Genomic DNA, 12,114 nt, shown 5'->3' on the forward strand with positions numbered 1-12,114 from the left:
TTGATTGAACAAGCAAGTACAACGCCAGGCGATGAGCAACTTTGGTGCCAGACCATCTTATTGTGTTGTGTCTGGCGAAATCGACCCTATTACTTCAACCATCAACCGACAAGCTCGCTGGTTCATATTTAAACCTGCGCCTCTTGCCAGACTAATATCCTTACAATTCAAACTCTCTGATCCAACTTCATCTATCTATGCCCGACAACAACAATTGGCTGTTACCTTGACATGCAAATGACGCTGCATACACATCTTTTCCATCAAATTTGCAAACAGGCGAGGCCGATGGACATGCCCCTGTGTAAAATAGGCGTTTATTCCTCTTACACTGCTAAAGCATAAATGCTGAAGCGAAAATGATTATATATTCAAAATGAAGGACTTAGCGACAATTAATAGGGGAGCACATCAAATTCAGATGGAAAAGACTCCCCCTCAGCAGCCTTCGGCCTCACAACCCAAAGTTCAAATGCTCACGATCTCTGAAGAAGAGGCGGGGCAGCGTATCGATAATTTCTTGCTGCGTATCTGCAAAGGCGTACCAAAAAGCCATGTTTACCGGGTGTTACGCTCTGGTGAAGTGCGCGTCAATAAAGGCCGCATAGACCAGTTGTACCGCCTGGTCGAGGGAGACGTTGTCCGTATCCCGCCAATCCGCATGGCAGAACCCAGCGAGCAGGTCGCACCCAAGCATGAATTCCCTATCCTGTTTGAAGATGCTCATTTATTGATTATTAACAAACCGGCCGGTGTGGCAGTGCATGGTGGCTCTGGTATCAGTTATGGCGTCATCGAGCAATTGCGTGCCTCCAGGCCAGATGCCAAGTTCCTTGAACTGGTACACAGACTGGACAGGGAAACTTCCGGCATACTTTTATTGGCAAAGAAACGCAGCGCCTTGACAAATCTGCATGAGCAAATGCGTGATGGTGTCACCGACAAGCGCTATCTGACGCTGGTACATGGCGACTGGAAAAATGCCCGCCAGCATGTCAAACTTGCCTTGCATAAATATTCAACAGCAGAAGGTGAGCGCCGCGTGCGGGTGCAGGCCGATGGCATGGCTTCGCATACGGTCTTTACTTTGCAAAAAAAATACCGCGATTTTGCCTTGCTGGAAGCTGAGCTGAAAACCGGGCGCACCCATCAGATTCGCGTTCATCTGTCAGCCAGTGGCTTTGCTATAGCTGGCGATGATAAATATGGTGATTTTTCCCTGAATCGTGCTCTATTGAAAGCCGGTGAAGGACGTGGCGCATTGAAACGCATGTTCCTGCACGCACACCAGATCAGTTTCGTCCATCCCGAGACGGGCAAGACCGTGACGGTAAATGCAGGCTTGCCCAAGGAATGTGAAGATTTTCTGAAAAGCCTGGCTTAGTGGTCTGGTCTGGAAAAGTCTTAATGGTTTAGTAATGGTATGATGCCGTTATTGATGAGAAACATGGCGCACATGCTGACCCATGTGCGTTTATTGAATATATGGCAAAAAAGCAATTCGATTTAATAGTATTTGACTGGGATGGAACCTTGATGGACAGCACGGCTGCCATCGTCATCTGTATACAGTCCGCAGCGAAAGACCTTGGTTTGCCGGTTCCCAAAGAAGATATAGCGTCCTATGTCATTGGCCTCGCTTTGCCTGAAGCAATTCAGGTTGCCATGCCAGGCATAGACCCCAAACTGTATCCCAGGGTGGTTGAACGCTTTCGTCATCACTTCCTGACCAGGGACCATGAACTACCGCTGTTTAAAGGTGTCAGGGAAATGCTGGCTGAACTGGCGCAGGAGGGTTATTTTCTGGCCGTGGCAACTGGTGCCAGCAGGGTAGGCTTGAGCCGTGCCTTGCACACGGCCAAATTGACCTCGGTATTTGATGCAACACGTTGCTCCGACGAGACATTTTCCAAGCCTCACCCAGCCATGCTGCAAGAATTGACGCGTGAACTGGGTCAGGATATGCGCCGTACTGTCATGATAGGCGATACCACGCATGACTTGCAGATGGCGAATAATGCTGGCGCTGCGGCGATCGCAGTTGAATATGGTGCACATGATGCTCAGGCCCTGAAAAGTATGCAGCCCCTGTTTTCTGCAAAAGATGTGGCGCAGTTGCACGATTGGCTGCGTGAGAACGCCTGAGGTATAGAGGTAAATAAGAGGTAGAGATGACGGCAATTTCCGTATGTAAGTCAGATGAATTGATAGAAGGCGGCAAAGGAGTGCGTTTTCCCGTTACTGCTGGCAGTGACGATGCCGTAGGCTTTGTGATTCGTTATGACGGCGCAGTGCATGGGTATTTAAATCGTTGTGCGCATGTGCCTGTAGAGCTGGACTGGAACCCGGGTGAATTCCTTGAATCCAGCGGTCTTTACATCATGTGTGCCACTCATGGCGCGATTTATCAGCCGGATACCGGTTATTGCACAGGCGGCCCTTGTCGCGGTGGTCGCCTGCGAAAAATTAATGTCAGTGAATCAGAAGGGCAGATTTACTGGCATCCCGATGATTATATACAAGCTGTTATTGCCTGATTTCTGGAAAAATTATGGAAGAGCAATTATCGAATTCACCCGTAGGTGAGAGCGACAAAAAAGAAGCGGGCTGGGAAAGACAGCTTTTAGAGAAGTTGGCTACCGACTCCTTACGTGAGCAGCGCTTGCGCAGGCGTTGGAGTATTTTTTTCAGATTCGCATTTTTATCAGTGATTATTTTTGCATTTTACTATTTCAGCGATTATGCAACTGATGAAATGGAAAATCTGGGACATCATACTGCGCTGATAGAAATTGACGGCACCATAGAGCCGGAAGGTGCGGGCAGTGCACATACGGTGATCCCGGCATTGAACCGGGCCTTTTCTGATCCAGGCTCAGTTGCGGTGGTTGTGCGCATCAATAGCCCTGGCGGTAGCCCCGTGCAGGCTGGCATGATCAACGATGAAATGGGCAGACTGCGTAAGGAATATCCAGAGAAAAAACTGTATGTCGTGGTGGACGAGATTTGCGCATCCGGTGGGTATTACATTGCAGTTGCCGCAGATAAAATTTTCGTGAATAAAGCCAGTGTGGTTGGTTCCATAGGCGTGCTCATGGATGGCTTTGGTTTTACTGGTCTGATGGATAAGCTGGGTGTCGAGCGTCGCCTCATGACAGCAGGCGAAAACAAGGGTTTCATGGATCCTTTCTCGCCGCAAACAGAAAAACAAAAAGCATTTTCGCAAGCCATGCTAAATGAAATTCATCAGCAATTCATTGATACCGTACGTGCTGGTCGCGGCCAGCGCTTGAAGGAAACGCCAGAAATGTTTTCCGGCCTTTTTTGGATAGGTAGCAAGGCAGTGCAAATGGGGCTGGCAGATGATTTTGGCTCTGTAGATTCAGTCGCACGCGATGTCATCAAAGTGGAAAATATCGTTGATTACACCCAAAAAGAAGGCTTGCCAGAGCGCGTCTTGAAAAAATTTGGCGCTTCGATAGGGGCTAGCGCTGCAAGTACAATGTTGAAGGGAAATACTCCCAGCATGCGTTAAATCAACTTATTTGTTTAGTTGATTTTCTTAATCTGCTTGCTGGCTTGCATAGTTATTTTTTTCTTTCACTCGTTAATGAGTTGGCATATATTAGGGGCGTAACTGGTTCAAAAGAAGGAGGTCGATATACAAAATAATTTTTTGTATCCTAGGCGGATTGAATTTGAGCTCCGGTAATGTCTTGTGTGCCGGTTATTAATGAAGTGGATAGACCTACAATTTGTGCAGTGCCCATCCGCGTAGTTTGCGGACCTGAGGTTTCTCGGATTCCTCGCTATGTATTAGCATCGTGGTAGCAATATAGTCGTAGCCTTAATGTATTTAGTATTTACGCAGCATCTATGTAGTATCCATGAAGTAAAAGAAACGGTAGTGCAACGCTACCGTTTTTTTATGTCTGTCTTTTCTTCTTCGCGCTTGATGCGCATCAACTATCTTCCCGGGTTCTTCTTGTAGTATCAATGCCAGGCAAGCCCCAGACTAATTACTTTTGCAAAATATGGCATTTACATTTTCTTCTCTTTTTGAAACAGTCCGCCTGTCTTTTTCTGCGGGAGAAAAAATAGACTGTTTTCATTGTGGTGAGAAAATGCGTGAGAGTAATGCATTAACGGTCTGCTTTAATCATCATCCGCAAGCAGTCTGCTGTCATGGTTGTCTGGCCATTTTACGTGCCATTGAGCAAAACAATCTGGTGCCTGAATACATGCAAAACAAAGCCAGTCAGGCTATCGTCGGGTAAATATATGGCACATTCCAATGGAGACGCATCTCTGGAGATTGGATCGGCGCAGCAGCAATTGCTGGTGAGCGAGAAACTTCATCTCTCGGGTATGCGTTGCGCTGCTTGTGTGCAATTGATTGAATTTCGTATCAGGCAATTGCCGGGAATTTCTGCCTTTAAAATCAATCCTGCCTTTCATCGCGCCGAGATTTCCTGGAACCCGGAGTTATTGACACTCAAGCGCATCCTCGCAGCCATCACTGACTTGGGCTACGGAGCTTTGCCAGCCCGTCAGTCGCCAGATGCAATGGAGCAAAAGGAAAACAAGCGTGCCCTGTGGCGCTTGTTCGTAGCAGGTTTTGCCATGATGCAAGTCATGATGTATGCATTCCCTGCTTACCTGGTTCCTGTGCCTCAGATAGACGGTGATTTGACGCCTGACCTGGACAAGTTGCTCAAACTGGCCAGTATGATTATTACTATTCCGGTGATTGGTTTTTCAGCTTCATCTTTCTTTGCTTCTGCCTGGCGTGATGTAAAAAATCGTCATATAGGGATGGATGTGCCAGTTTCTCTAGGCATATTGCTGACTTTCTTTGCCAGTGTCTGGGCAACATTCCATGGTGGCGCAGTGTATTTTGATTCCGCCATCATGTTTGTTTTTCTCTTGCTTGGTGCGCGTTTGATTGAATCCAGGGTGCAAAAACGTACGACAGTTGCGCTGAATATATTGACGCAGTTGTCACCAGCAATGGCGCAACGCTTTGTTGCTTATCCTCAGGCACAGGTCGAGGCGGTTGACGTGGCTGTCTTGCAGGCAGGGGATTATGTCATGGTCGCTGCAGGCGAACATATTCCTGCAGACGGTGTGGTCATCTCTGGTGACAGTTATTGTGACGAGGCATTGATGACAGGTGAATCTTTGCCTATGAGTAAAACTGTTGGTAGCCAGGTATTGGCCGGATCAGTGAATATTCATGGTGCGCTGGTAGTGCAGGCAAAACAAGTCGGCGGCGCAACACAATTGTCGGCACTGATAGGCATGATGGAATCTGCCTCGCTGGAAAAACCGCCATTGGTCTTGCTGGCTGACAAGCATGCCAGCCGTTTTTTAATCGTCATACTTTTATTGGCGTTTGTCAGCGGTATGGTCTGGTGGCAAATAGATCCTGATCGTGCCTTGTGGATAGCCATCAGTATTATTGTCGTAACCTGTCCTTGCGCCTTATCCCTGGCTACGCCTGGCGTGATGTCCGCAACCATAGGTATTCTGGCCCGGAACGGCGTTTTATTGGCAAAGCCCAAGGCGATACAGGTCATGGCATCGGCCACCCATATAGTGTTTGATAAAACAGGCACTTTGACCATGGGGCGCATGCAAGTCAAGGAAGTATTGCCTGTGGATGATCTGTCTATCAGTGCAGCCATCGCCCTGGCGCTGGCTGGCAAGTCGTCACATCCGGTATCAAAAGCAATTGCTGATTATCTGGTGCAACAAAAATCAAACCAGGATGTGGCGGACTTAAGCAACATCAGGGAAGTACCTGGCGCTGGCATAGAAGCTGAATTTGAAGGCAAAATTTATCGCCTTGGCAATGTGGAATTTGCCCGCGACTTGCATGCTCAGGATATCGCTATTCCTGCAGGTTTTGCCGGGCAGACATTGAGCGTGCTGGCCAACGAACATGGCAGTCTCTTGTGGTTTGCACTGGACGATATATTGCGTGATGATGCTATTGAAGCCATCAAGAATTTAAAAAGCAAGGGCAAGCACATATTGCTGTTATCTGGAGACAGGTTTGATGTGGTCAAAAAAATTGCCGGGCAATGCGGTATTCAGGAAGCGCATGCAGAACTGAGCCCGGCAGGAAAGTATGAGATTGTGCGCAAACTCCAGGCCGAAGGTGCTACGGTAGTCATGGTGGGCGATGGCATGAATGATGGCCCTGTGCTGGCGCTGGCTGACGTGTCCGTAGCGATGGGGCAGGGCGCGCCAATATCACAATCGCGCAGTGATGTGCTGCTGATGTCGAATCGTTTGCTGGATCTGGATTTTGGCATGACGGTTGCCAGCAAGGCCTATCGACTGATACGTGAAAACCTGGCCTGGGCAGTGCTTTATAATTTGCTGGCGATACCAACAGCCATGTGTGGATGGCTGGAGCCCTGGCATGCTGCGCTAGGCATGTCGCTAAGTTCATTGATCGTGGTCTTGAATGCCTTGCGACTGTATTGGGTACCGCAACCCATTTCAAAGCCTATCTATCTGACGCAAGACTGATCTAAGGGCATACTGGAAATCATGGACATATTATATTTACTGATACCGCTCAGTCTGGTGCTGGTATTTGCCATCGGAGGCGTATTCTGGTGGGCGCTCAATCACCAGCAGTTTGATGGGCTTGAAGATCAAGGTCAAAGTATTGTTGATGATGTCGATGGCTGATACTTATGCGCCGACTTCGGCACTCAATATCTGGAGGGCAGTACGCTTAAAGTCGGACTCTCTAATATCGTCCTGCACTATCAATTGTGCATTGGCGTATCCTGTAAAATTTTTGACGACGGATTTACTATAAGCAGGATCGTAGTGTTGTTCTAATAATTCACGTACCAATTGTGGTATTTGTCCATTTTCTCCCATTAGCTTCCAGCGAGATATTTTTTCTTTGCCATGCAGGGCGGTCAAAAAATGTAATTGCTCATGCAAACTTTGAGTATTGACGATGAAATGTGCATACTCCGTCAACAATAGTTCAACGCGTTTTTCCAGGGGCAGGCTGAGTTGCACGCAGCTGGACGCACGCATGGTTTGCATCAGATTTTCAGGTACTCTCAAAGTGCCAATTTTCTTGCTTTCTGCTTCTACATAAATCATTTTCTGCGCATCAAATGTCTGTATTTGTTCAAAGATGCGGCTTTCAAATTGTTTTTGTGAGGGCTGGGCATGTCCAGGCACGCTCCCCAGTACTGAGCCACGGTGAGCTGCCAACAATTCCAGGTCAAGGACTTGCGCGCCTAGTGCTGCCAGGGCTTGCAGGCTACGGCTTTTGCCACTACCGGTAGGGCCGCATAATACCTGCCATTGAAATTGCTGCAGTTCTGAAGTCAGGCTGTGATTGACATAGTGACGGTAGGCTTTATAGCCGCCGTTCAATTGCGCCACTGGCCATCCTATTTTGGCAAAAATATGGGCCATGGCGCCACTGCGATTGCCGCCGCGCCAGCAATAAATCAAAGGCTTCCAGTCGCGTGGCTTATCCTGAAACAGGTTTTCTATATGCTGCCCTATATTTTTTGCCACCAGGGCGGCACCCAGGCGTTTGGCTTCAAATGCACCGACTTGCTTATACATGGTACCAATGATGATACGTTCTTCATTATTCAACACGGGACAATTGATGGCATGAGCAATATGGTCTTCGGCAAACTCAGCAGGACTGCGCACGTCAATGATGCTGTCAAATTCTGTACGGCGCTGATGCACATCAGAAAAATCCAGTAATTCAGGATATTTCATGCTCTCACTTGCTCAATAATGGCAGTAAGTGTGGCCAGACATTGTTAAGTATGGTCGGGTGTGCTTCTGCTATGGGGTGGATGCGGTCTGCCTGAAACAGCTTGTCTTTTTCTACTATACCTTCCAAAAGAAAAGGCACCAATGCCGTCTTATTCGCTTTCGCCAATTTTTCGTAGATTGAAAAGAAGCGCTCAGAATAATCCGGGCCATAATTGGGCGGTATGCGCATGCCAGCTAACAGTATTTTGCTATGCTGTGCCTTACTCATGTCTATCATGGCCTTGAAATTATCCTCTGAGGCCTTAAGTGATAAGCCACGCAGGGCATCATTGCCACCGAGTTCGATGATGACTATATCTGGATGATGTTTTTCCAGTAAATTGCCCAGACGGGCTTTTCCACCGCTGGTAGTGTCACCACTGATACTGGCATTGATGACGGTGGCTGGGATATTTTTTTGTTGTAGCCTTTGTTCCAGCAAGGCTACCCAGCCTTTGCCACGTACCAAGCCATATTCAGCCGACAAGCTATCGCCGAGCACAAGGATGGTTTTTGATGCAGAATAAGCAGGTAAAGCAGTGAATGTAAATGCAGCAAATGCCACGAGCATCAGGGCTTGTTTTGATAACCTGTTGACGTGACCTGACAATTGAGTAAAAAGCATACGCAAAGACCTTATGGAATCAAGCAAAGCAGCAATCGAAGTAAAACACCTGAGCAAGCGTGTAGCAGATGCAACGGGTGAACTGAGCATACTGAATGGTATAGATTTTACCGCGCAAGCCGGGCAGACGCTTGCAATTGTTGGTGCCTCTGGATCGGGTAAATCCACCTTGCTGGGTATTCTGGCTGGCCTGGATACACCAACCGAAGGTAAGGTCTTGCTTGATGGCGTGGATATTTTTGATTTGACCGAAGATGGCAGGGCACAATTCCGTAAAGAAAACCTGGGTTTTGTGTTCCAGTCTTTCCAGTTGCTGATGCATTTGAATGCGCTGGAAAATGTCATGCTGCCACTGGAACTGCGTGGGGACAAGCAGGCGCGTGCCAAGGCAGAAAAAATGCTGGAACATGTAGGCCTGGGTTCAAGGCTCAGGCATTACCCCAAGTTCTTGTCAGGGGGCGAACAGCAAAGGGTGGCTTTGGCCAGGGCCTTTGTCACTGAACCACCTCTGCTGTTTGCTGATGAGCCTACCGGTAGCCTGGATGCAGCCACTGGTGAAGCGATTATCAATCTGATGTTCAGCCTCAATCGGGAGCGTGGTTCTACTCTGGTGCTGGTCACGCATGACTTATCGATTGCTGCACGCTGTGGCCGGGTGCTGACCATCAGTGCCGGGCATTTGCGTTCAGATACGGTGAATACTTAAATACGCACCTCACTGGCTTTGTTGTCGTTCCGTAGCTGTCCAACTGTCTCTGAGGTAAAAAAATGTCGAAAATGTGAACCAAAAAATTAGTCATTTTATGTAGGTGACTTTTAAATGCAATTTCATCTAATCCACATTCACATCTCCTGCGTTCCTTTTCATTGAAATGGATAGTCTGAGATTTTACGGTGCAGCTCCCTATCTCTAAATAGAGCCACCCACTTGGCTGCTTCTTGTTGTGCTTTTTTTTGCTGTTGAGGTAATAGGTGCTCGGATAATATACTGAGATTACGTGTTGCATCATTAAACTCAATACTCGCCGGTAACGCCATGATTTGTGCGATTGTCAGCCACTTATAGGCGTTGCTTAGGTCGATATTGACTCCTCTCCCCATGCTATACATCGCCCCAAGGCTATTTTGAGCTGATATATACCCTTGTTCAGCCGCCTTAAGGAACCATTCAAAGGCTTCTCTATCATTCTGCTTTACTCCTGTGCCAGTTGCGTACGATAGTGCTAGATTGTATTGAGCTTGAGCTAATCCCTGCTCAGCCGACGAGCGATACAAACTCGCAGCTTGTACAACATCTTTTGGAACAGCTTGTCCTTCCGCATACAACACGCCCAGGTTATATTGCGCAAGTGCTAAACCTTGAATGGCTGCTTTACGAAACCATTCAACTGCTTCAGGATAGTTACGCTTAGTACCTATGCCGTCAAGATACATGCTCCCTAGATTGTTTTGTGCGATGGGGAGCCCTTGTTCTGCAGCTTTACGCGTCCAATTTAATCCCTCCGTAGGATCCCGTACAACACCCAAACCATTTGTGTATATGAGCCCAAGACTTAATTTCGCCTGGGCATTTCCTTGTGCTGCGGCTTTGCGAAACCAGTTTAATGCTTCAGTATCATTTCTAACCACACCTAGGCCTTGCGCGTACATCGTCCCCAGATTGCTTTGTGCTATAGGGTCTCCCTGCTGAGCAGCTTGCAGACACCATTTAAATGCTTCAAGATAATTGTTTTGCACGCCGGTACCATTGAGATACATGAGCGCGAGTCCGTTTTGGGCATCCACATTACCTTTTCTCGCATTGTGGAACAAAATTTCCAGAGAGGCTTTGTCCCCAGCCTTGGCTTTCTCGTATAACTCAACTATTTGCACATTAGGTGGTTTAGCCTGGCTATGCGCAGAAATTAAGATTGATATCGAAATAGTAATGGCGACAAGTAGAATATTATTCATGCGGCACAATATAACTTTCATGTTTTGATATTTCATAGATGAGGCTCTCTGAGGATAATTAGCTTCCTTACTTTTAAATCTAGTCTTTTTTCAGCATGCGCACTCTAAAATTTTTTAAATATTCCTTCGATTTACAATCAATAATTACTACTAATTTAGCAAAACGAAATAAGCTTTTCAAACAACGCAAACAAATTCTGATGGATTTGCTTAAGCAAGCTGCATTGACGTCAGGTGCAGGCCGTGCCGCGGGAAAGGCGATTGATTGCACTGGCCTGTGCTGGTACCCATGACAATTCGCTGACCAGCGTGGTGGAACGTCTTCCGAGCAGTCCTGACAGCCAATTGATTTTTTGCTGACAATTCATCACTCTACATCGCCGTCATCTGTTTACATAGATGGGACAGCTAGACGCCATCCCAGTGGTAGCGTACGATGCTGCCGTCACTGTAGGCTGCCAGCCAGTCGCCACGCAGCTTTGGGTGATCGCATTCCCAGTCGCTTAATACATGTCGGGTTTTGCCGTCCACGACATGGGTGGCTGGTCTGTGGGTATGGCCATGTATCATGGTATCGCTGCCTGATTGTGCAAACAAGTCGGCGATGGCCTTGTCGTTGACATCCGTGATCTGCATGGATTTCTGCTTTTGCTCCATTTTGCTTTCTGTCCGCAAGCCTTCCACTATGTGCTTGCGTTGAGCCAGCGGCATGGCAAGAAAGGCGTTTTGCCAGTCGGCCTGCCTGACTTTTTTCCGGAATTCCATATAGGCGAGATCATCGGTGCATTGTGCATCGCCATGGCTGATCACCAGTTTTTTCGGGCCTATTTGTATCACGCTGGGATCAGGCAAGAGTTGCGCACCGGTGGCGGTAGCAAAGCCTTCTCCTGCCAAAAAATCACGGTTACCGGCTATCCAGTAGAGTTGCACACCCTGCTCGTGTACTTCGCGCAAGGCCGTAGTGATGGATGAATTATAGGGCGCAGAAATATCGTCATCGCCTACCCAGTATTCAAATAAATCCCCGAGCAGGTACAAGGATTTTGCCTGCACCGCATACGCTTTCAAAAAGTGTAAAAAAGCGCTGGTCGTATGGGGTAGGGCAGGGTTTAAATGGGTGTCGGAAACAAAAAGCGCAACCAGTTCAGGTTGCGCCTTGTTCTGATACGCGGTGTTGTCTGCGATCATGAATGAATCTATCGGTATTAAACGATTTCTGCTTTTTCGATGAGGACGTTTTCAACCGGCACATCCTGGAACATGCCAGTACGTGTCGTTTTGACGCCTTTGATTTTATCAACGATGTCCATGCCTTCAACGACTTTACCAAATACACAGTAGCCCCAGCCATCCTGACCAGGGTAGTCGAGGAAACTATTGTTGGCAGTATTAATGAAGAACTGGGCAGAGGCCGAGTGTGGATCGCCAGTGCGTGCCATGGCCAATGCATAACGTTCGTTTTTCAAGCCGTTCTTGGCTTCATTTTCGATAGATGCATTCGTGGATTTTTGGTTCATGCCTGGCTCGAAACCACCGCCTTGTATCATGAAACCATCAATGACACGATGGAAAATAGTGCCGTTATAGTGACCGGATTCAACATAGGCCAGGAAATTGGCAACAGTTTTTGGTGCTTTTTCTTCGTTCAGGTCAATCTTGATGTTACCGAAGTTGGTGGTCAGAATAACGGCCATGATAGTCTTTCGTTTCAAAAAGTT

Annotated in this window: 13 protein-coding genes; 8 read left to right on the forward strand and 5 right to left on the reverse strand. The window is 47.6% G+C overall.

Translation table 11 applies throughout. From position 1 onward, the window contains the following. The first annotated feature begins 376 nt into the window (after positions 1 to 376). The 7 genes from ACO0LF_RS03285 (at position 377) to ccoS (ending at position 6,705) form a co-directional block, all read left to right on the forward strand. On the forward strand, positions 377 to 1,384 hold the full coding sequence (locus ACO0LF_RS03285) for an RluA family pseudouridine synthase (protein ID WP_423011854.1): 1,008 nt from the start codon (positions 377 to 379) through the stop codon (positions 1,382 to 1,384). A gap of 101 nt (positions 1,385 to 1,485) precedes the next feature. Then, complete coding sequence (locus ACO0LF_RS03290; RefSeq protein ID WP_423011856.1) at positions 1,486 to 2,145, forward strand: HAD-IIIA family hydrolase; 660 nt, start codon at positions 1,486 to 1,488, stop codon at positions 2,143 to 2,145. A 26-nt stretch (positions 2,146 to 2,171) separates the two neighbouring features. Then, positions 2,172 to 2,537, forward strand: a complete 366-nt coding sequence (locus ACO0LF_RS03295) for a Rieske (2Fe-2S) protein (RefSeq protein ID WP_423011858.1) — start codon at positions 2,172 to 2,174, stop codon at positions 2,535 to 2,537. Continuing rightward, positions 2,537 to 3,535, forward strand: a complete 999-nt coding sequence (locus ACO0LF_RS03300) for a S49 family peptidase (protein ID WP_423012449.1) — start codon at positions 2,537 to 2,539, stop codon at positions 3,533 to 3,535. Before ACO0LF_RS03295 ends, ACO0LF_RS03300 begins: the two co-directional genes overlap by 1 nt. Before the next feature lie 499 nt (positions 3,536 to 4,034). Then, positions 4,035 to 4,277, forward strand: a complete 243-nt coding sequence (locus ACO0LF_RS03305; RefSeq protein ID WP_423011860.1) for a heavy metal translocating P-type ATPase metal-binding domain-containing protein — start codon at positions 4,035 to 4,037, stop codon at positions 4,275 to 4,277. 4 nt (positions 4,278 to 4,281) lie between these two features. Next, the gene (locus ACO0LF_RS03310) at positions 4,282 to 6,540 is read left to right on the forward strand and encodes a heavy metal translocating P-type ATPase (RefSeq protein ID WP_423011862.1); all 2,259 of its coding nucleotides are present in this window, start codon (positions 4,282 to 4,284) and stop codon (positions 6,538 to 6,540) included. Between the two features lie 21 nt (positions 6,541 to 6,561). Beyond that, on the forward strand, positions 6,562 to 6,705 hold the full coding sequence (ccoS, locus tag ACO0LF_RS03315) for a cbb3-type cytochrome oxidase assembly protein CcoS (protein WP_423011864.1): 144 nt from the start codon (positions 6,562 to 6,564) through the stop codon (positions 6,703 to 6,705). A gap of 3 nt (positions 6,706 to 6,708) precedes the next feature. Here the strand turns inward: ccoS and mnmH are convergent, their stop codons facing one another. Together mnmH and ACO0LF_RS03325 are read right to left on the reverse strand one after the other, a co-directional pair. After that, entirely contained in the window at positions 6,709 to 7,779 is a 1,071-nt protein-coding gene (mnmH, locus tag ACO0LF_RS03320; protein WP_423011866.1) for a tRNA 2-selenouridine(34) synthase MnmH, read from the reverse strand. 4 nt (positions 7,780 to 7,783) lie between these two features. Then, entirely contained in the window at positions 7,784 to 8,443 is a 660-nt protein-coding gene (locus ACO0LF_RS03325) for an arylesterase (protein ID WP_423011868.1), read from the reverse strand. Between the two features lie 13 nt (positions 8,444 to 8,456). Here ACO0LF_RS03325 and ACO0LF_RS03330 point away from each other — a divergent pair, with 13 nt between their 5' ends. Further along, the gene (locus ACO0LF_RS03330; RefSeq protein WP_423011870.1) at positions 8,457 to 9,149 is read left to right on the forward strand and encodes an ABC transporter ATP-binding protein; all 693 of its coding nucleotides are present in this window, start codon (positions 8,457 to 8,459) and stop codon (positions 9,147 to 9,149) included. A 158-nt stretch (positions 9,150 to 9,307) separates the two neighbouring features. Here the strand turns inward: ACO0LF_RS03330 and ACO0LF_RS03335 are convergent, their stop codons facing one another. From ACO0LF_RS03335 to ACO0LF_RS03345, 3 genes are all read right to left on the reverse strand, one after another. Next, positions 9,308 to 10,432, reverse strand: coding sequence for a tetratricopeptide repeat protein (locus tag ACO0LF_RS03335; protein ID WP_423011872.1), 1,125 nt, complete (start codon positions 10,430 to 10,432; stop codon positions 9,308 to 9,310). 372 nt (positions 10,433 to 10,804) lie between these two features. Further along, on the reverse strand, positions 10,805 to 11,584 hold the full coding sequence (locus ACO0LF_RS03340; RefSeq protein ID WP_423011874.1) for a UDP-2,3-diacylglucosamine diphosphatase: 780 nt from the start codon (positions 11,582 to 11,584) through the stop codon (positions 10,805 to 10,807). Between the two features lie 17 nt (positions 11,585 to 11,601). Beyond that, positions 11,602 to 12,090, reverse strand: coding sequence for a peptidylprolyl isomerase (locus ACO0LF_RS03345; protein WP_423011876.1), 489 nt, complete (start codon positions 12,088 to 12,090; stop codon positions 11,602 to 11,604). Positions 12,091 to 12,114: the final 24 nt, after the last annotated feature.

The sequence above is a fragment of the Undibacterium sp. Di27W genome, from assembly GCF_049340345.1.
In the GTDB taxonomy this organism is placed as follows: domain Bacteria; phylum Pseudomonadota; class Gammaproteobacteria; order Burkholderiales; family Burkholderiaceae_D; genus Undibacterium.

What these genes read in the sequence shown, in the direction of transcription:
- ACO0LF_RS03285 (WP_423011854.1), top strand. Translation starts at nt 377, where the DNA reads ATGAAGGACTTAGCGACAATTAATAGGGGAGCACATCAAATTCAGATG.
- ACO0LF_RS03290 (WP_423011856.1), top strand. Translation starts at nt 1,486, where the DNA reads ATGGCAAAAAAGCAATTCGATTTAATAGTATTTGACTGGGATGGAACC.
- ACO0LF_RS03295 (WP_423011858.1), top strand. Translation starts at nt 2,172, where the DNA reads ATGACGGCAATTTCCGTATGTAAGTCAGATGAATTGATAGAAGGCGGC.
- ACO0LF_RS03305 (WP_423011860.1), top strand. Translation starts at nt 4,035, where the DNA reads ATGGCATTTACATTTTCTTCTCTTTTTGAAACAGTCCGCCTGTCTTTT.
- ACO0LF_RS03310 (WP_423011862.1), top strand. Translation starts at nt 4,282, where the DNA reads ATGGCACATTCCAATGGAGACGCATCTCTGGAGATTGGATCGGCGCAG.
- ccoS (WP_423011864.1), top strand. Translation starts at nt 6,562, where the DNA reads ATGGACATATTATATTTACTGATACCGCTCAGTCTGGTGCTGGTATTT.
- mnmH (WP_423011866.1), bottom strand. Translation starts at nt 7,779, where the DNA reads ATGAAATATCCTGAATTACTGGATTTTTCTGATGTGCATCAGCGCCGT.
- ACO0LF_RS03325 (WP_423011868.1), bottom strand. Translation starts at nt 8,443, where the DNA reads ATGCTTTTTACTCAATTGTCAGGTCACGTCAACAGGTTATCAAAACAA.
- ACO0LF_RS03330 (WP_423011870.1), top strand. Translation starts at nt 8,457, where the DNA reads ATGGAATCAAGCAAAGCAGCAATCGAAGTAAAACACCTGAGCAAGCGT.
- ACO0LF_RS03335 (WP_423011872.1), bottom strand. Translation starts at nt 10,432, where the DNA reads ATGAAATATCAAAACATGAAAGTTATATTGTGCCGCATGAATAATATT.
- ACO0LF_RS03340 (WP_423011874.1), bottom strand. Translation starts at nt 11,584, where the DNA reads ATGATCGCAGACAACACCGCGTATCAGAACAAGGCGCAACCTGAACTG.
- ACO0LF_RS03345 (WP_423011876.1), bottom strand. Translation starts at nt 12,090, where the DNA reads ATGGCCGTTATTCTGACCACCAACTTCGGTAACATCAAGATTGACCTG.